Annotated in this window: 17 protein-coding genes and 1 pseudogene; 10 read left to right on the top strand and 8 right to left on the bottom strand. The window is 63.7% G+C overall.

From position 1 onward, the window contains the following. From BLU67_RS11755 to BLU67_RS11725, 7 genes are all read right to left on the bottom strand, one after another. Nucleotides 1-248 (bottom strand): hypothetical protein (locus tag BLU67_RS11755; RefSeq protein ID WP_143027437.1); only part of this gene is annotated, 248 nt, incomplete at its 3' end. Nucleotides 249-476: 228 nt separating this feature from the next. Then, nucleotides 477-1,622, bottom strand: coding sequence for an ABC transporter ATP-binding protein (locus BLU67_RS11750; protein WP_092566173.1), 1,146 nt, complete (start codon nt 1,620-1,622; stop codon nt 477-479). Nucleotide 1,623: 1 nt separating this feature from the next. After that, nucleotides 1,624-3,378 carry an ABC transporter permease gene (locus BLU67_RS11745; RefSeq protein WP_092566171.1) on the bottom strand — a complete coding sequence of 585 codons (1,755 nt, stop codon included), beginning with the start codon at nt 3,376-3,378 and terminating at the stop codon, nt 1,624-1,626. A gap of 18 nt (nt 3,379-3,396) precedes the next feature. Further along, a complete protein-coding gene (locus tag BLU67_RS11740; RefSeq protein WP_092566169.1) occupies nt 3,397-4,446 on the bottom strand; it encodes an ABC transporter substrate-binding protein in 1,050 nt (349 codons plus the stop codon). A gap of 123 nt (nt 4,447-4,569) precedes the next feature. Further along, nucleotides 4,570-5,250 (bottom strand): response regulator transcription factor, encoded by a 681-nt coding sequence (locus BLU67_RS11735; protein ID WP_092566167.1) that lies wholly within the window; start codon nt 5,248-5,250, stop codon nt 4,570-4,572. Further along, nucleotides 5,243-6,079, bottom strand: coding sequence for a sensor histidine kinase (locus tag BLU67_RS11730; RefSeq protein WP_092566165.1), 837 nt, complete (start codon nt 6,077-6,079; stop codon nt 5,243-5,245). The genes BLU67_RS11735 and BLU67_RS11730 overlap by 8 nt, the downstream gene beginning before the upstream one ends. Beyond that, entirely contained in the window at nt 6,076-6,750 is a 675-nt protein-coding gene (locus tag BLU67_RS11725; RefSeq protein WP_092566163.1) for a glycerophosphodiester phosphodiesterase, read from the bottom strand. The genes BLU67_RS11730 and BLU67_RS11725 overlap by 4 nt, the downstream gene beginning before the upstream one ends. 65 nt (nt 6,751-6,815) lie before the next feature. Between BLU67_RS11725 and dapA the strand changes: the two genes are divergently transcribed. From dapA to BLU67_RS11675, 10 genes are all read left to right on the top strand, one after another. After that, nucleotides 6,816-7,715 (top strand): 4-hydroxy-tetrahydrodipicolinate synthase, encoded by a 900-nt coding sequence (gene dapA / locus BLU67_RS11720; RefSeq protein ID WP_092566161.1) that lies wholly within the window; start codon nt 6,816-6,818, stop codon nt 7,713-7,715. Nucleotides 7,716-7,777: 62 nt separating this feature from the next. Then, nucleotides 7,778-9,463, top strand: coding sequence for a ribonuclease J (locus BLU67_RS11715; protein ID WP_092566159.1), 1,686 nt, complete (start codon nt 7,778-7,780; stop codon nt 9,461-9,463). A 5-nt stretch (nt 9,464-9,468) separates the two neighbouring features. After that, the gene (locus tag BLU67_RS11710; RefSeq protein WP_092566157.1) at nt 9,469-10,392 is read left to right on the top strand and encodes a PfkB family carbohydrate kinase; all 924 of its coding nucleotides are present in this window, start codon (nt 9,469-9,471) and stop codon (nt 10,390-10,392) included. Between the two features lie 237 nt (nt 10,393-10,629). Continuing rightward, a complete protein-coding gene (locus BLU67_RS11705) occupies nt 10,630-13,185 on the top strand; it encodes a DNA translocase FtsK (RefSeq protein WP_092566155.1) in 2,556 nt (851 codons plus the stop codon). Continuing rightward, nucleotides 13,161-13,757 (top strand): CDP-diacylglycerol--glycerol-3-phosphate 3-phosphatidyltransferase, encoded by a 597-nt coding sequence (gene pgsA / locus BLU67_RS11700; protein ID WP_092566153.1) that lies wholly within the window; start codon nt 13,161-13,163, stop codon nt 13,755-13,757. Before BLU67_RS11705 ends, pgsA begins: the two co-directional genes overlap by 25 nt. After that, nucleotides 13,754-14,263 (top strand): CinA family protein, encoded by a 510-nt coding sequence (locus BLU67_RS11695; protein WP_092566151.1) that lies wholly within the window; start codon nt 13,754-13,756, stop codon nt 14,261-14,263. The genes pgsA and BLU67_RS11695 overlap by 4 nt, the downstream gene beginning before the upstream one ends. A 71-nt stretch (nt 14,264-14,334) precedes the next feature. Continuing rightward, entirely contained in the window at nt 14,335-14,667 is a 333-nt protein-coding gene (locus BLU67_RS11690) for a helix-turn-helix domain-containing protein (RefSeq protein WP_261977116.1), read from the top strand. A 1-nt stretch (nt 14,668) separates the two neighbouring features. Continuing rightward, nucleotides 14,669-14,911, top strand: coding sequence for a DUF3046 domain-containing protein (locus BLU67_RS11685; RefSeq protein ID WP_092566149.1), 243 nt, complete (start codon nt 14,669-14,671; stop codon nt 14,909-14,911). 224 nt (nt 14,912-15,135) lie between these two features. Then, nucleotides 15,136-16,188, top strand: coding sequence for a recombinase RecA (gene recA / locus BLU67_RS11680; RefSeq protein ID WP_092566147.1), 1,053 nt, complete (start codon nt 15,136-15,138; stop codon nt 16,186-16,188). A 3-nt stretch (nt 16,189-16,191) separates the two neighbouring features. Next, the gene (locus BLU67_RS11675; protein ID WP_092566145.1) at nt 16,192-16,794 is read left to right on the top strand and encodes a regulatory protein RecX; all 603 of its coding nucleotides are present in this window, start codon (nt 16,192-16,194) and stop codon (nt 16,792-16,794) included. A gap of 80 nt (nt 16,795-16,874) precedes the next feature. Here BLU67_RS11675 and BLU67_RS11670 read toward each other — a convergent pair. After that, a pseudogene (locus BLU67_RS11670) lies at nt 16,875-17,211 on the bottom strand (integrase core domain-containing protein); the annotation flags it as partial.

Raw genomic sequence — 17,211 nt, 5'->3', positions numbered from 1 at the left:
GCCCGGTCGGCTGCAGCAATAATCTGCGTGCGCAGCGTCGATACCGCATTAAATGCGCGTTCGATGTTGCGGGCCGCAATCAACTTATGCAGCGCCTCAGGCAGATCAACACCGTTCTCCACCGCCGCGGCAAGGATCCCAATCCCGAGATTCAATAGGTCTTCCGACACGACAGGCGCAGTACCTGCGGCAGGATGGCTGGTGGACACATCAAAACCAGCCGCCTCGAACAACGACTTCAGTTCCATAATGCGCCTCCCTCCAGCCAATCAGCGAGTGGATGATCTGTGCCTGCTGCGGGGTGCTGCAAGCGACTGACCACGATCAAACCAACACGTCAACACCCAAAAACCTTGGACCCCCGAAAACCCGGATGCGCAGAGCGTCGGGAGGCGGGGTGTGGAGAACAACGGCCAGGACAGAAGAGAGCGGCCGCCTCAGAACGTAGTACTGAGACGGCCGCTCTTTGTAGCCGGTTAGCCCTGAGAAGGTAAGAGCCAGGAGCGCTCAGAGTTGAAGTCGACTCGGACTTCGCTGCCTTCCTCGTGAATCTGGGCGGGATCCGGATCGGATTCGATCACGACGATCGTGCCGTGTTCGGTTTCGACTTCGTATTCGACGTTCTCGCCGTAGAAAACCGCAGCCAGAACCTGTCCATGGTCGCCTACAACATTGTTCGTCGAGCCGTTGGCGGCGACCTTCTCTAACCGCACTGATTCCGGTCGGACAAGTACGAGCGCAGGTCGACCAACTTCGACGTCGGGATGGGCAGGGATGGTGAACTCACGTTCGAGGACCTTAACAGTCGCACTATCGCCAGCTTTGTGTAACACCTCGGCTGACAGGAAGTTTGCTCGTCCGATGAAGTCTGCGACGAATTCGGATGCTGGACGGCGGTAAATCTCATCGGGTGAGGCAGCCTGCTCAATTTTTCCAGCATTCATCACGACGATCCTGTCTGACAGACTCATCGCTTCTGCCTGGTCGTGGGTCACGTACAAGCTCGTGATTCCCAGTCGGTGCTGCAGGCGCCGGATTTCTTGGCGCATGCGTACGCGGAGCTTGGCATCGAGGTTAGACAGGGGCTCATCGAACAGGAGAACCTTCGGTCGCATCACCATTGCTCGGGCGAGGGCGACGCGCTGCTGCTGCCCGCCAGATAGCTGGTTAGGGGCACGGTCGGCGAGGGCGTTGAGATTCATGGATGTCAAGGCCAGATCGACCTGCTCCTTGATCTCTTCGGCAGGTAGCTTTTTGAGCTTTAATCCATAGGCGATATTGTCCCGGACCGAAAGGTGAGGGAAGAGCGCGTAGGATTGGAACACCATCGCCATAGGACGCTTGTTGGGCGGCTGATCGACGAGATTGACGCCGTCGAGTTCGACACGCCCGCTAGTCGCGTCCTCGAATCCCGCGACCATCCGCAAGGTCGTCGTCTTTCCGCAGCCGGAAGGACCTAGCAGCGTGACGAATTCTCCCGGGTTGATATCGAGTGAAATACCGTCGACCGCATGGACAGCTGAGTCTCCCGAGCCGAAAGTTTTTCTCAGCACGTCGAGTTTCAATCGACCTGTTTCCTCGGTCTGCTCGAATTCTTCAATCGTGTCAGTATGTGCAGTCATCTCATGCTCCTGCGGGGGTGATGGGGGCCTTAACCGCAGGGTTGCCACGGACAGCCAGGTTGATAAGGCCCAGGACGGTCATAACGATGACGATCAAAATGGTGCAGAAGGCGAAAGCGTTACCAAAGCGACCAGCGTCGACTTCGGAGAGAATCTGCGACGTCATGATCCGTGTGTGCGGCGTTGTAATGAAAATGATCGGTGACAGTGTCGTCATGGATCGAGCAAAGGCGTATGACAAACCGGTCAGGAAGGCCGGCCGGATGAGCGGTAGCGTCACGGTTCGGAAGGTCGTGAGACCGGAGGCTCCGAGCGACGTTGCGGCCTCATCGATTGCCGGATCGATCTGCTGCAGCGCCGCGATGCCCGAACGCTGTCCAGCAGGCATCGACCGCGCGATAAAGACCATGACGATAGCGATGGCACCGCCGAGAATAGCTCCGCCGCCGGCAACCGCAGGTAGGACGGTGACTCCTCCGATCTTCAGTGGCGTGTTAAAGGTGATCGCATAGCCGATACCGATGACGGTTCCGGGCACAGCGAGACCCAACATGCCGAAGAAGTCGAGCAGGTCTCGGCCGCGCTTGAGTCGTCGGACCACAAGCCAGGCAATGAGCATGCCGAGGATACCCGCAATCGGGGTTGCGATGAGGGCCAGAATTGTCGTGTCAATGATGGCGTCGTTACCGATTCCCGAAAGCAGGTAGGTGAAGTTATCTAGCGTGAAGGTGTTGTTAACGCCGAGGATCTTCACGAATGCTCCGATAAAGACGGCCGCATAAATAGTGATGACCAGGGCTGTTACGATTCCAACGCCGGTGAGGATCGGAACGCGCGCTTTCCAGGACGTGTTGAGTTTTCCCTGGCCGGCTGGCTTGCCGGTAACGGTGACCGTGGATGCTCGGCCGGTCCAGTACCGCTGAACGATGAAGACGAGCAGCGCCGGGATAAGAAGGACCAAGGAGTATGCGGACCCGGCAGCGGTGTTGTACTCGCCGGTAATAGCGATATATGCCCGTGAGGCGAGGACAGTGAAGTCGCCACCGATGACGAGTGGGTTGGCGAGATCCGCAATAGCCTCCACAAAGAGCAGGAGGAATGACGCTGCGAAACCGGGCACGAGGAGCGGCAGCGTTACGGTCCGGAAGATCTTCCATTTCGACGCTCCCAAGGACGCGGCTGCCTCTTCCATCGCTGGATCGAGTGATCGCAACATGCCAAGGAGGTTCATGTACGCGACCGGGAAGAAGGACAACGACAATACGAGTGTCAGACCGTCGAGACCGTAAATGTTCCACGGCATGCCAAGGAACTGCTTAGAGACGATTCCGTTGCGACCAAAAAGCGTGATGGCGGCCGTCGCGACCGCGAACGGAGGCGAGACGATCGGGAGCAACGCGATCAGATGCAGGATTCGCTTGCCACGGAATTGCAGGCGAGCCTGCGCGTAGGCGAATAGGAAACCGACGGCGGTCCCGATCGCTCCAACGAGCGCCCCGAGAACGACGGTATTGCGGATGATGCGGAGATTCACTGGGGAAGTAAAAATCCGTTTCAGCGCGGACAGTCCCTCCTCACCAAAGGCCTTGGCGAGGATTTGCGCCAGTGGCATTCCAACGAGGAGTAACAAGATGAGGACGACGGCGACGATCAGCGAGATCGTGACCGGATCCTGTTTCACACGGGTGCGGGCGGAGCCCCGCGCCGGGCGTGGTACGGCGGCGGGGGCTCCGGGCACGTGAGCGACTGTGCTCATGAGTAGCCTTCAGGAAATCTAGTCGCGCGGCGCCGCAGCGATCTCTTCGTCGAACTTAGCGGTCAGTCCGGGCTTTTCGGCGGCGGCCTTCGCGAAGTCGTAGTCGATGAGGTTGACGTCGTCGAGTTTGACCATCCGGTCATCGACCTTGGCATCGGGGTGCGTCAACACCTGGTAAGAGCCGACGGTCTGCCCAATATTCTGGGCATCAGTGGAGATCGCGAAGTCGATGTACTTCTTTGCAGCCTCCTCGTTCTTGGCGCCCTTGATCATGGCGACACCGCCGACTTCGTAGCCGGTTCCTTCCTCGGGGAAGGAAACCTCGAGATCACTCATGCCCTCTTCTTTGTACTTCACGCAGTCGTGGGAGAAGACGAGGCCTACGGCCACTTCGCCGCGTCCGGCTACCTGACCGGGCGCGGTACCGGACTTGGTGTACTGCAGGACGTTCGGGTGCAGTTTCTTCATGTAGTCGAGACCGCCCTCATCGCCGCCGTTGAGCACGACCTGGGTCCACAGCGTGGTGAATGCCGTTCCCGAGGTCGAGGGGTGGGCGGTGGAGACCTGCTGCTTGAGCTTCGGGTCGAGCAGATCATCCCAGCTGTTGGGCTGCTCAACTCCGAGGTTCTGCAACACCGACTGGTTGGAGCAGAAGCCGAGGACGCCAACGTAGACGCCGGTCCACATGTGGTTCGGATCCTTGTACTTATCGGGGATCGCCTCGGCCTCGGGGGAGGCGTATTCAGCGATGAGGCCCTGCTCTACTGCGGCGCCATAACCATCGACGGGGCCGCCATGCCACACATCGAATTCGGGGCTGTCCTTGGCAGAGGCGAGGCGGGCGACCGTCTCGCCAGATGACAAGCGGACGAAGTTTGCTTTGATGCCTGTCTTCTCAGTGAACGCTTCGGTCCACTTCTGGCACAGGTCCTCCATCGCGCCGCAGGCGATGGTGATCTGGCCGCTGTCTCCATCGGATGAGCCATCGCCGTCAGATGAGCCGCATGCGGCGAGGCTGAGGGTCAATGCCAAGGCGCTGGCGGTGAGGGCGGGAGCTTTGAGCTTCATGGTGTTCTCCTCGTTGAGTGGTGATACTTGCAGCGTGCCACTGCTATCTCGCGTGCGGGAGCAAAAAATGGTTACAAAAGGTCACGGTTGCGTGACCTGGCGAAAATAAAGGAGAAAGGCTCGCTATTTCTTCAAGCTGTATCCGGCGCCTCGTCGGGTCACGACGAGGTCACCTGCCTCGCCGAGTTCTTGCCGCAACCGGTAGATGGCGGTCTTCACCATTTGCTTGCCACCGAGGCCCGAGGACGTTTGCCACACCTCGTTGAGGAGTTCTTTGACAGTAACGACCTCACCTGGTCGGGCAGCGAGTGCTCGAAGAATCGCGTGAGAGGTCGACGTGAGTTGGAGGCGATCACCGTGATAGATCGCGACGGGCTGGCTTGTGTCAATGGCCAGTGAACCTACCGTGATGACGTGCGATCCACCCGTGCGCGTTCGAGCAAGCAGGGCTTTGACGCGAAGCGCAAGCTCGCGGGGTGAGAAGGGCTTTGCAAGGTAGTCATCGGCCCCGGCCTCCAGACCCGCGATGCGTTCGTCTTCGGAGCCGAGGGCGGACAAAAAGATGATGGGGATGTCGCTGGCGGTTCGGATACGCGAACACAGCGCCAGGCCAGAGAGGTCGGGCAGCATGACATCGAGGACGACGGCATCAAAGTCCTTGGATCGCAACGTCCGCCAGCCCGCTTCTCCGGTGGTAGCGACGGTGGGCTCAAAGTCATGTTTGGCGAGGACAAATGCGATGATGTCGGCCATCTGAGGCTCGTCCTCGACGATGAGGATGCGACCACTGCCGTCGTTATTCATCGCTGTCCTCCCGAGCCGTCGGAATCGTGAAGTACATCGTCGTGCCGCTGCGGGCTGCGGTATCGACTAGGACGTTTCCACCGTGTAGCTCCACGATAGCTTTGGTGATCGTGAGGCCGAGTCCGGTTCCGTCGCGGCTGGTGGTGTGAAACGGATCGAACATGCGCCTGCGGGTGGAGGGATCGATGCCGTGGCCGTCGTCGGCGACGGCAAGCACCGCCTGGCCCTCGCCCTCGGTTACTCGAAACGTGATGACCGCGCTGGCTCCGGCATGGCGGATGGCGTTATTTCCGAGGTTCCACAGGGCTTCTCGTAACAGGCGCGGATCTGCAAGAACCGGGATGGGGCGGCCTCTGTTATCGAGTTGGATTCTGGCGGTGTGGATCGCGCGTAATTCGCGAACCGTGGCTCGCACAAGCGAGCGCAGATCGAGCCGCTCGACATTCAGGTCGAATAGGGTCGCTTCCAACCGAGCGTGGGTTAGCAGGTCTTCCGCGAGCGAGATGACGTGCGTCGTGTTGTCCATGATCGTCGCGGTAAAACGCTGCTGCTCTTCGGTCAATGGACCGGCCGAGCCGTCCTGCAAGAGCTCGCCGGCGCCGCGAATCAGGGCTAGGGGAGTACGCACTTCGTGGGAGAGCATCGCAATGCGCTGGGCGCGATCCTTGGCCAGGGCGCGAAGTCGTTCGGCTTCGGCTCTCATAGCGCGGTGGGTATGGCTCGCCTTGCGCAGTCGGACAATACTCGCCGCGGCAACCACGGCGGTCACGGCGAGGGCCGCGATGAGGGTGAGGACGGCGGCCGCCGGCCACTGCGCGAGGGGGCTCATTGCACGAGCTCGAGGGCGAGCTCGACGTTGTCGGTCATGACCTTGTCGACGCCGAGGGCGGCCATGGCGCGAAGTTCCGGCTCGCTGTTGGGCGTCCAGCAGGACACGTCGAGGCCGAAGGCGTGAGCGGAGGTCACGAGGCCGAGGCTAACCCCGAAGAACTGCGGGTTGATCGCGCTCGGTTTGAGGTTTGCGAGGATGCGAATGTCCGGGGTGAAAAGGCCCTCGTCGTTCAGATAGATCTCGGTGCGCGCGGAATGCTGGCGGACCTCGATGAGGCCCGGCAGCTCGCCACAAAACGCGACGCGGCCTTCGAGTCCTTTGATCTTGAGAAGGCCGAGGGCGGCGAGGGCGACCTCGGGGCTTTTTTGGTCCAGGATGATAGGGATGTTGTAATCGGCCGAGAGTTGCAGGACTTCGTCGAGCGTCGGGATGCGGTCCTCGCCGGTGCCAAGCGCCGCGAGACTTTCCGCGCTGTGGGCGGAGATCGGGCGGGGATCGGCCCACAGCCGGGCCGTCGTCGCGTCGTGAATGACGGCGATCGAGCCGTCGCCGGCGAGCTGGATATCGACCTCGACGCCGGCGACGCCGAGTTCCATGGCGGCGCGGATTGCGGGCAGCGTGTTCTCGGTGTGGCGCGCGTGGTAGCCGCGGTGGCTGATGACCTGCATGTCTCAATCGTCCCAGTCTTTGGTCAGGCACCTGTGTGCGACATGCGTGGCTCTACCCTTCTGACATGGAACGCAATGAGGCCCGCGCAATCTTCGGTTCGGTCATTCCTGCGATGGTCACGCCCTTTGCCGAGGATGGATCAATCGACTTTGACGCGGCGGCACGGCTCGCCGATCACCTGGTGGGGCAGGGCTGTGACGGCATCCTGCTGTCGGGGACGACGGGGGAGTCGCCAACGACGCACACCCCGGAAAAGAACGAGCTCATTCGCGTCGTGAAAGAGGCCGTCGGCGACCGGGCACGCATCATGGCCGGTGCGGGGTCCAACGATACGAAGCACGCGGTGCGGATCGGGGAGCAGGCCGTGGAATCCGGCGCGGATTCGCTGCTCGTCGTCTCGCCGTATTACAACAAGCCGAGCCAGGAGGGCATTGCGGCTCATATCCTCGCGGTCGCTGACGCGGGTGGCGTGCCCGTCATGGTCTACGACATTCCGGGACGCACCGGGGTGAAGATCGGCCCCGAGTGCTCCGAGCGGATCGCCGAGCATCCGCAGATTGTGGCGTTCAAAGAGGCGACGGGCGACGTCGTGGGCGGGATCGCGCGCGGGCGCGCGACCGGCACGGCCGTGTATTCCGGCGATGATGCGCTCAATCTCGGTTTCCTTACGCACGGTGGGGTGGGCGTCGTCTCCGTCGTCGCCCACGTCGCGGCCGATCGCTACCGCGCGATGGTCGATGCGCTCGATGCGGGAGATTTGGCGCGCGCGGCCGAGATCCACCACGAGGTGCTGCCGCTGGTGGATGCCGTCATGGGCGAGGGGCTCGGCGCGGTCATGGCCAAGACCGCCGTCGCGCTGCAGGGTCACCTCCCCGCCGCCTCATTCCGGCTGCCGCTGACGGCGGCGACGTCGGCCCAGGTCGCGCGACTGCGCAGCGCGATGGAAGCGCTGAACTACCTGTAGCGGCCGGCCCGGATGCGGGCTGCTGGCCGCGCCGATTGGACAGACCTCGTAGAATTAGCGACGTGACTGCCCTCTTCAGTGAACTTCCTGCCCCGCCCCCACTAGCCGACGAGACCCTGCGGATCGTCCCGCTCGGCGGCCTTGGCGAGGTCGGGCGCAATATGACCGTCTTCGAGATCAACGGCCGCCTGCTCATCGTCGACTGCGGCGTCCTGTTCCCCGAGGATGATCAGCCTGGCGTCGACCTCATCCTGCCGGATTTTTCCTACATCGAAGACCGGCTCGATGACGTGCTCGCTATCGTCCTGACCCACGGCCACGAGGACCACATCGGCGCGGTGCCCTTCCTGCTCAAGCTCAAGCCGGACATTCCGCTCATCGGTTCCTCCCTCACGCTGGCCTTCATTGAGGCCAAGCTCGCCGAACACCGCATTACGCCGCTGACGCTCACCGTCTCCGAGGGCGACATCGAACAGCTCGGGCCCTTTGAATGCGAGTTCGTCGCCGTCAACCACTCCATTCCCGATGCGCTTGCCGTCATGATCCGCACGAAGGCCGGCAACGTCTTGCACACCGGCGACTTCAAGATGGATCAGCTGCCGCTCGACGGACGCATCACCGATCTGCGCGCGTTCGCACGCTTTGGCGACGAGGGCGTCGACCTGTTCATGGTCGATTCCACCAACGCCGAGGTGCCGGGCTTTACGACGCACGAACGCGAAATCGGGCCGGTAATCGACTCGGTGTTTGCTGCGGCGCCCGGCAAGATCGTCGTCGCCTCCTTCGCCTCCCACGTCCACCGCATTCAGCAGGTGCTCAACGCCGCGAAGAACCACGGCCGCAAGGTCGCCTTCGTCGGCCGCTCGATGGTGCGCAACATGGGAATCGCCGAAAAGATGGGCTACCTGACCGTGCCCGAGGGCGTGCTCGTCGAGCTGAACAAGCTCGCGGACCTGCCCGATGACAAGGTGGTGCTCGTCGCGACGGGTTCGCAGGGCGAGCCGATGGCGGCGCTCGCGCGGATGGCGAACCGCAACCACAAGATCGAGATCGGCGTGGGCGATACCGTGCTGTTTGCCTCCTCGCTCATCCCGGGTAACGAAAACTCGGTATCGCGCGTCATCAACGGGCTCACGCGCCTGGGCGCGAAGGTCATTCACCAGGGGATTGCGCGCGTGCACGTCTCCGGGCACGCCTCGGCCGGCGAACTGCTGTACTGCTACAACATCGTCGGGCCGGAAAACGTCATGCCAATTCACGGCGAGATCCGCCACCTCGTGGCCAACGGCAACCTTGCCACCGCGACGGGCGTGCCGCGCGAGAACGTCATCCTGGCCGAAGACGGCGGCGTCGTCGATGTGAAGGACGGCGTCGCGAAACTCGTCGGCGCGGTGCCGTGTGGGCTCGTCTTCGTCGACGGTTCCTCCATTGGCGAGATTACCGAGGCCGAGCTCAAGGACCGCATGATCCTCGCTGAGGAGGGCTTCATCTCCGTGTTCGCCGTCATCGACGCGGCGCGGCGCGAGGTTCTCGCCGGCCCGCACATCCAAGCCAAGGGCGTGGCCGAGGGCGATGAGGTCTTCACCGCGATCGAACCCAAGGTGCGAGAGGCACTCGATAAGGCGCTCGCCGAGGGCGTGAGCGAGGAGCACGCGCTGCAGCAGGCGATGCGCCGCGTCGTCGGTCAGTTCGCCTCCAAGCGGCTGCGGCGCCGGCCCATGATCATTCCCGCCGTCGTCATGAAGTAGGGGCCATGGCTCGATTTATCTCAACCGGCAGCTGCGTTCTCGACCTGCCGATGAACCTGCCGCATTTCCCGACGCGCGGCGGCGACGTGATCGCCAAGAGCGCGGGCGCCGTCGTCGGGGGCGGTTTCAACGTCGTATCCGCCGTCGCCCGCCAGGGGATCGAGACGCTGCTCGCCTCACCGCTTGGCACCGGCGCAAACTCCGCGCAGGTACGGCTCGCGCTGGAAGCCGAGGGCATCGAGCACGTCGGGGAGACCCTCGTCGGCGATACCGGGCTGTGCCTGACGCTGCGCGAACCCGACGGGGAACGCACCTTTATTACGACGCTCGGCGTGGAGGCTGAGCCGAGCCACGACGAATTCGACTCGATCGACGTGCGCGAAGGCGACGTCGTCTACGTCTCCGGCTACGATCTCGCCTACCCGAGCTCTGCGCCCGTCGTCTCGCGATTTGCCGCCAACCTGCCCGAGGGCGTCCGCCTCATCGTCGACACCGGCCCGATCGTCAACGAGATTGCGCCCGAGCACCTAAAGCCGGTGCTCGCGCGCTGCGATCTCATTTCGCTCAACCGCCGCGAGGCCGGACTGGTGGCCGACATGACGGGCGTTTCGGAGCGGTTTGCCGCGATCCGCTCGCTTGTTTCCGAGGAGTGCCATGCGCTCGTGCGGGCCGGCTCCGAAGGCTGCTGGGTGCAGGTGCGTGCCGGCGCGGTACCGGAGCGCGTACCCGCATTTTCGTTCACCGTCGTCGACACGACGGGCAGCGGCGATGCGCACACCGGCGTCGTGGCAGCCTCGCTCATGGACGGCCTGGACTTGATCGAGGCGATCCGGCGCGGCAACGTCGCAGCGGGCATGTCCGTGGAGCGGCTGGGCCCAGCGCGCTGCCCGAGCCGCAGCGAGATCGACGATTACCTCGCGGCGCATTAGGGCAATTACCCCGCGGCGCATTATCTGGGCCCTGGGTGGGGGAACTGCTCGCCCTTCGTGCGTGCATGCACTCGCGCACGCGCGCACACCCGCGCGCCCTCGTACGCGTACGCGCACGCGGGTACACGCGCACGCGCGCGAGGAAGCCTCGCATACAAACGTGAGGCCGGAAACAACGTCGCCGCCCGGGGTGGCGGCCCGCGGCCAGCGCCCAGTTCACGGTAACGTCTGAATATCATGTCCAAACGCACGTCTGCCTCAGCAGCGAAGAGCGAAGCCCCCACCCGTCGGCGGGATGGCTGGGCCGTCGCCCTCATTGCGCTCGCCATCGTCGTGGCGATCCGCGAATGGTTCAACCTATCCGGCGCGGCCGGCGCGATCCTGCATCACGCCTCCGCCGGGCTCGTCGGCTTGCTCGCCGTGCTGCTGCCTATCCTGCTCGTCATCATCGCGGTGCGCTTGATCGCGCACCCGGAAAACGTCGCCGCCAATGGCCGCGTCGCGATCGCACTCGCCATTCTCATCTCGTGCATCGCCGGCCTCATTCACATTTTCAAGGGGCGGCCAAACCTGCTGGAGAACTTCGCGGCCGTCGAATCCGCCGGCGGCATCGTCGGCTGGGTATTTGGTGAACCGCTCTCGATCCTCTTCACGCACTATGCGGCGATCCCGATCCTGCTGTTGCTCATTGGCGTGTCGATCATGTCGATCACCGCGACGCCGCTGTCGGCAATCCCGGACTTTTTCCGCAACACGACGATGTACCTGTCGTCCCGCGGCGAGCCCGCAGCGGAGGAGCCCTTCGATGATGCCGACGGGCAGCAGGCGTTAGCCAAGCGTGCCCGCCGCCGGCGCAAGAGCGTTGAGGCCGAGGACAATTACGACGGCGATGAGCCCTTCAGGCAGGCCGCGGAACTCGACGGCGCCGCCAAGCCCGCGAAACCGCGCCGCTCGCGCGGCAAGAAGACCGAGGTCTTTGACGCCCAGGCCGATGACGATGCGACCCGCATCCTTGCCGCGGGCGCTGGGGCCGGTGGTGCCGGTGCCTCAGGGGCAGCAGCCGCTGCCGCCACGGGAGCACCCGCCGGTGACGCGGCAGGCGGCGATGGCGCGACGACGGAGCTCAGCCCGCCGCCGCTCAACCCGCTACCGGACCGCACCGAGCAGCTGACGCTCGGCTCCGACGTCATGTACGAACTGCCCACCGACGACATGCTCGTCAAGGGGGCGCCGCACAAGGTCCGCTCCGCCGTCAACGACCGGGTCGTCGAACGTCTGACCCGCGTCTTTGAGGAATTCTCCATCGACGCCCAGGTCACGGGCTTCTCGCGCGGGCCGACGGTCACGCGCTACGAGGTCGAGCTCGGCACCGGCACGAAGGTCGACCGCGTCACGCGCATGGCCAAGGACATCGCCTACGCCGTTGCCTCCGCCGACGTCCGCATCCTCTCGCCGATCCCAGGCAAGTCCGCCATCGGCATCGAAATCCCGAACGATGACCGCGAAACCGTCGCGCTCGGCGACGTGCTGCGCTCCTCGGTCGCCCGCCGTTCCACGCATCCGCTCGTCGTCGGCGTTGGAAAGGACGTCGAGGGCGGCTACGTCGTCGCGAATCTCGCCAAGATGCCGCACCTGCTCGTGGCGGGCGCGACCGGCTCGGGTAAGTCCTCCTTCGTCAACTCGATGATCACCTCGATCATGATGCGCGCCACCCCGGAGGAGGTGCGCATGGTCCTCGTCGATCCCAAACGCGTCGAGCTGACGATTTACCAGGGCATCCCACACCTCATCACACCGATCATCACGAACCCGAAGAAGGCCGCCGAGGCACTCGAATGGGTCGTGCGCGAGATGGACATGCGCTACGACGATCTCGCGCAGTTCGGCTACAAGCACATCGACGAGTTCAACGCGGCGGTGCGCAAGGGCCAGGTCAAACCCCTGCCGGGTTCGGAACGCAAGATCGCGCCCTACCCCTACCTCCTTGTGATCGTCGACGAGCTCGCGGACCTCATGATGGTCGCCGCGCGCGATGTTGAGGCCTCGATCCAGCGCATCACGCAGCTGGCGCGCGCCGCCGGCATTCACCTCGTGCTCGCCACTCAGCGGCCCTCGGTCGACGTCGTCACCGGCCTCATCAAGGCCAACGTGCCCTCCCGGCTCGCCTTTGCCACCTCCTCGCTCGCGGACTCCCGCGTCATCCTGGATGCCGCCGGCGCCGAGAAACTCATCGGCCAAGGCGATGCCCTCTTCCACCCGTCGGGCAAGGCCAAGCCGATGCGCGTGCAGGGCGCCTGGGTCACCGAATCCGAAATCCGCCACGTCGTCGATCACGTCAAGAACCAGATGAAGCCGGTCTATCGCGACGACGTGATGGAGACGGCGTCGAAGAAGAAGATCGACGAGGATATTGGCGATGATCTCGAGGATCTGCTCGCTGCGGCGGAGCTCGTCGTCACCTCGAACTTTGGCTCCACCTCGATGCTGCAGCGCAAACTGCGCGTTGGTTTTGCCAAGGCCGGCCGGCTCATGGACCTGCTCGAATCGCGGGACATCGTCGGGCCCTCGGAGGGGTCCAAGGCGCGCGATGTGCTCGTCCCGCCGGAAGAACTGCCGACCGTGCTCGCGATGCTGCGCGGGGAGGAAGTTGCGCCAACCGAGGCGCAGGACGACGATGAAGGAGAGGCATCCGCCGACGAGATGGACACGATGATCCATCCGGCTGATGCCCACCTCGAGGTCGTCGAGGCAGCCGGTGAGGAGGACGCGTGGGATCTAACCGATCGGAGCTAACGGGCAAGGTTCCCGTGCTCAATATCGCCAACGTTCTCACGGTGGTGCGGATCCTGCTCGTGCCCGTCTTCATCTACCTGTTCCTGCGCGGGGATACGACGAGTCAAATCTGGGCGACGATCACCTTCATGATCGCGGCCGCTACCGATCAGCTCGATGGCCATCTCGCGCGCAGCCGCGGCCTCATCACGGACTTCGGTAAGCTCGCGGACCCGATCGCCGATAAGGCGCTCGTCATCGCGGCCCTCGCGCTGCTGTCAGCGACGGGGCTCGTGCCCTGGTGGGTGACGACCCTCATCGTCGTGCGCGAACTCGGCATCACCGTCCTACGCTTTTTCATGGTGCGCCGCTCCGTCATGGCCGCCTCACGTGGTGGCAAGGTGAAGACGGTACTGCAAATGCTCTTCATTACCCTCATGCTCGTGCCGTGGACGGGACTTGGGCTCGGCGGGTTTGGTCACTCGATGGTCACCGTCGCCGAGGTCATCATGTGGGCAGCGCTCGCCGTCACCGTCGTTACGGGCCTCGAATACTGCGTTTCCGCCTGGCGGATCGCTCGACGCACCCCATGAGCAGCGCGCCCGACGATCTGTGCGCCAAGGTCGAATACGTCGCCCAGGTCCTCAAAGGCCGCACCCTGGGCTGCGCCGAGTCGCTCACTGCAGGCCTCATCACCTCCACGCTCGCGACCGTCCCCGGGATCTCCGCGATTTTGCGCGGGGGGGTGGTGTGTTACGCCACCGACATTAAGCACTCACTGCTCGGCGTTGATCAGGAACTGCTGCGCCGCCACGGGCCCGTCCACCCCAAGGTCGCCGCCGAACTAGCTCTGGGAGCCGCCCGCCTGCTGCGCGCCGACTTCGGTCTGGCGACGACGGGCGTTGCCGGCCCCGGCCCGTCCTATGGGAAGGCCGCCGGGACCGTCTACGTCGCTGCCTGCGTTGATCACCACCTGCTGGTGCGCGAACTCGCGATTGAGGGGGACCGCGATCGCGTGCGAACGGTCGCTGCCGGAGCCGCGCTCGATCTCGTATCCACACTCGGGGAACAAACCGGGCCGCCCGTGTGTTATGGATAGTGATGATGAAAAACATGACGCACCCTGGCGCCGGCACCCGACCGGCACAACGCTCCAACCCTCGTGCCATTATGCGGCAGTTGGCGGCCCCGGCCGCTGAGCCCATCGTGCTGCGCGAGGTCATCGGTGCGGTTCTGCGCGAGATCCGTCTCGATCAGGGACGCACCCTGCGGGAGGTCTCCTCTGCAGCGCAGGTCTCCCTCGGTTACCTATCCGAGGTAGAACGCGGTCAGAAGGAAGCCTCCAGTGAACTCCTCGCTTCGATCTGCGACGCGCTCGACTATCGCCTGTCCCATTTCCTAAAGGACGTGGCGCTGCGCGTCAACGCCGCCGAGCAGGCGGCCGCCGTCGTCGTGCCCGACACGATTCCGGCAAACCTCACTCCGGCGATGCCACGCGCCTAACGTGCGTCGCTCCGAGCTTTTCGAGGCTCTCACCGCCACCTACGGTGAGGCCCTCGGTACTTCGTTGGCCGCCGATCTTGCCCTCGTGCAGCTCGGCGGCCGAAGTATGAATGCAGCCCTCGCCGACGGCATCGATCCGGCCAAGGTGTGGGCCGCGTTTTGTGACGAAATGGAAGCAGACGACGAGGTCCGCTTCTATCACCGCTCGCTCACTCGAGAGCGGAGCGCCGGCCGCTCCGGATAAAAATCACGACACGCCCATCCTGGTTGCGCTTCGAACACGTGTTCGCCTTATGCTTGCTGTGGGAATAACCAGGCGAAGAGTTATCCACAACTGGAATCTTCGCCCACCGCAATGTCACAGGTCGGGCATACGGTGGTCCCAGGTCGCCACCCGGAGAGGGCGGCACCTTCAGAAACGACCTGAAGGATACGTCGGCGGAGAGCCGCCTCGATGGAAGGAACACCATGGCCGCACCCAAGGCTGATCGCAGCAAGGCCCTAGAAGCCGCACTCGCGCAAATCGATAAGAACTTCGGCAAGGGCTCCGTCATGCGCCTCGGCGATGACAACCGTCCGCCCGTTGCCGTCATCCCCACCGGCTCCGTCGCACTCGATGTCGCCCTCGGAATCGGCGGCCTGCCCCGCGGCCGCGTCGTTGAAATCTACGGGCCGGAATCCTCCGGTAAGACGACAGTCGCGCTGCACGCCGTGGCGAGCGCCCAACGCGCCGGCGGAGTCGCGGCGTTCATCGACGCGGAGCACGCCCTGGATCCGGAATACGCCAAGAAGCTCGGCGTCGATACGGACGCCCTGCTGGTCTCTCAGCCGGACACCGGCGAGCAGGCCCTGGAGATCGCTGACATGCTGATCCGCTCCGGAGCGCTCGACATCATCGTCGTCGACTCCGTCGCCGCGCTCGTGCCGAAGGCCGAAATCGAAGGCGAGATGGGCGATAGCCACGTCGGCCTGCAGGCCCGCCTCATGAGCCAGGCCCTGCGTAAGATCACCGGCGCTCTGTCTGCATCCGGCACCACCGCGATCTTCATTAACCAGCTGCGCGAGAAGATCGGCGTCTTCTTCGGCTCACCCGAGACCACCACCGGCGGTAAGGCACTGAAGTTCTACTCCTCGGTTCGCCTGGATGTCCGCCGGATTGAAACCCTGAAGGAAGGCAGCGAGCCCGTCGGCAACCGCACCCGCGTCAAGGTCGTGAAGAACAAGATGGCTCCGCCCTTCAAGCAGGCAGAGTTCGACATCCTGTACGGCCAGGGCATCTCCCGCGAGGGCAGCCTCATCGACCTCGGCGTCGATAACGGGATCGTGCGAAAGTCCGGCTCGTGGTTTACCTACGAGGGAGACCAGCTCGGCCAGGGCAAGGAGAATGCTCGCCGCTTCCTGAAGGACAACCCCGAGCTCGCCGCCGAGATCGAGCACAAGATCCTGTCGGCCCTCGGCATCATCGTTGCCGGAACCGAGCAGGCGGAAAACGTCGCCAACGAGGTTCCCGCGGGGCTGTAAGTCATGTCAGAGCCGACCACGAACCCGTGGATTGAGCCAGACGAGGAGCGCGCGCCCGTCCGTCGAGGGCGGGCGCGCTCCCATTGGCAGCGGGAGCCCGAGCGGGAGGGTGAGGAACCTCAGCCGGTCAGCGATGAGCAAGCCGAACAGATCGCGCGCACGATCATCTTGAATCGACTCGATCGTTCCTCCGCATCCCGCTCCCAACTCGCGGAGCTGTGCGCGAAAAAGCTCGTCCCGGACCATATCGCCGACCGCGTGCTGGACCGCTTCGAAGAGGTCGGTCTCATCGACGATGCGGCCTATGCTGCGATGCTCGTGCGAACACGGCACGCAGAGCGCCAACTCGCGGGCAAAGCCCTGCGTGCCGAGCTGGTGAAGAAAGGCATCACCGGCGCGGCAGCAATGCAGGCGCTCGAGCAGGTCGACGAGGATGATGAACTCCAGGCGGCCCGCGAAATCGTCGCCAAACGGATGAGGCAGTCATCCATGCAAAGCGCCCCGCGCGATGTGCAAAAGCGCCGACTCCTTGGAGCACTCGGCCGCAAGGGCCACAGCTCGTCGGTGGCGTATCGCGTCATCGACGAGGCGCTCGGTCGCGACTAAGCATCAACTGAGAGAATTTCCCCGGAAACCGTGACGGTCTCCGGCGAAAATCTGTATCTCGGCGTGATCGCGGGCAAGGGCTAGATGTAGTTCCCCGTGAGGTTGTGAACGCGTTCTGATGGAGTAAGACCACCGATCCCGGTATGGGGTCTGTGATGATTGTAGTGATGAAGCTAGGCGCCGTAGGTTGCGGCCCTGGCTTCATCAGTGCCATAGGTGTCGGCATATGCCCATTCCTCAGCCAGTGTGCGGTTGAAGCGTTCGACCTTGCCGTTTGTTTGGGGACGATACGGACGAGTGAATCGATGTGTCACATGTTTGCCGAGCGATTCTTTGAAGAGCCCGGACCGGTAGCAGCTGCCGTTATCAGTCATCACCCCGGTGACCACGATCCCGGCGGCTGCGAAGAAGGTTCGT

The organism is Bowdeniella nasicola (assembly GCF_900107735.1).
In the GTDB taxonomy this organism is placed as follows: Bacteria; Actinomycetota; Actinomycetes; order Actinomycetales; family Actinomycetaceae; genus Bowdeniella; species Bowdeniella massiliensis.
The sequence above is the reverse complement of the archived record's forward strand: the minus strand, read 5'-3'. Positions and strand labels throughout refer to the sequence as shown.

Coding starts and splice junctions, on each gene's coding strand:
- BLU67_RS11745 (WP_092566171.1), bottom strand. CDS start 3,378: ATGAGCACAGTCGCTCACGTGCCCGGAGCCCCCGCCGCCGTACCACGC.
- BLU67_RS11710 (WP_092566157.1), top strand. CDS start 9,469: ATGGCTCGATTTATCTCAACCGGCAGCTGCGTTCTCGACCTGCCGATG.
- BLU67_RS11750 (WP_092566173.1), bottom strand. CDS start 1,622: ATGACTGCACATACTGACACGATTGAAGAATTCGAGCAGACCGAGGAA.
- BLU67_RS11705 (WP_092566155.1), top strand. CDS start 10,630: ATGTCCAAACGCACGTCTGCCTCAGCAGCGAAGAGCGAAGCCCCCACC.
- BLU67_RS11730 (WP_092566165.1), bottom strand. CDS start 6,079: ATGAGCCCCCTCGCGCAGTGGCCGGCGGCCGCCGTCCTCACCCTCATC.
- BLU67_RS11725 (WP_092566163.1), bottom strand. CDS start 6,750: ATGCAGGTCATCAGCCACCGCGGCTACCACGCGCGCCACACCGAGAAC.
- dapA (WP_092566161.1), top strand. CDS start 6,816: ATGGAACGCAATGAGGCCCGCGCAATCTTCGGTTCGGTCATTCCTGCG.
- BLU67_RS11735 (WP_092566167.1), bottom strand. CDS start 5,250: ATGAATAACGACGGCAGTGGTCGCATCCTCATCGTCGAGGACGAGCCT.
- recA (WP_092566147.1), top strand. CDS start 15,136: ATGGCCGCACCCAAGGCTGATCGCAGCAAGGCCCTAGAAGCCGCACTC.
- BLU67_RS11675 (WP_092566145.1), top strand. CDS start 16,192: ATGTCAGAGCCGACCACGAACCCGTGGATTGAGCCAGACGAGGAGCGC.
- BLU67_RS11690 (WP_261977116.1), top strand. CDS start 14,335: ATGCGGCAGTTGGCGGCCCCGGCCGCTGAGCCCATCGTGCTGCGCGAG.
- BLU67_RS11695 (WP_092566151.1), top strand. CDS start 13,754: ATGAGCAGCGCGCCCGACGATCTGTGCGCCAAGGTCGAATACGTCGCC.
- BLU67_RS11740 (WP_092566169.1), bottom strand. CDS start 4,446: ATGAAGCTCAAAGCTCCCGCCCTCACCGCCAGCGCCTTGGCATTGACC.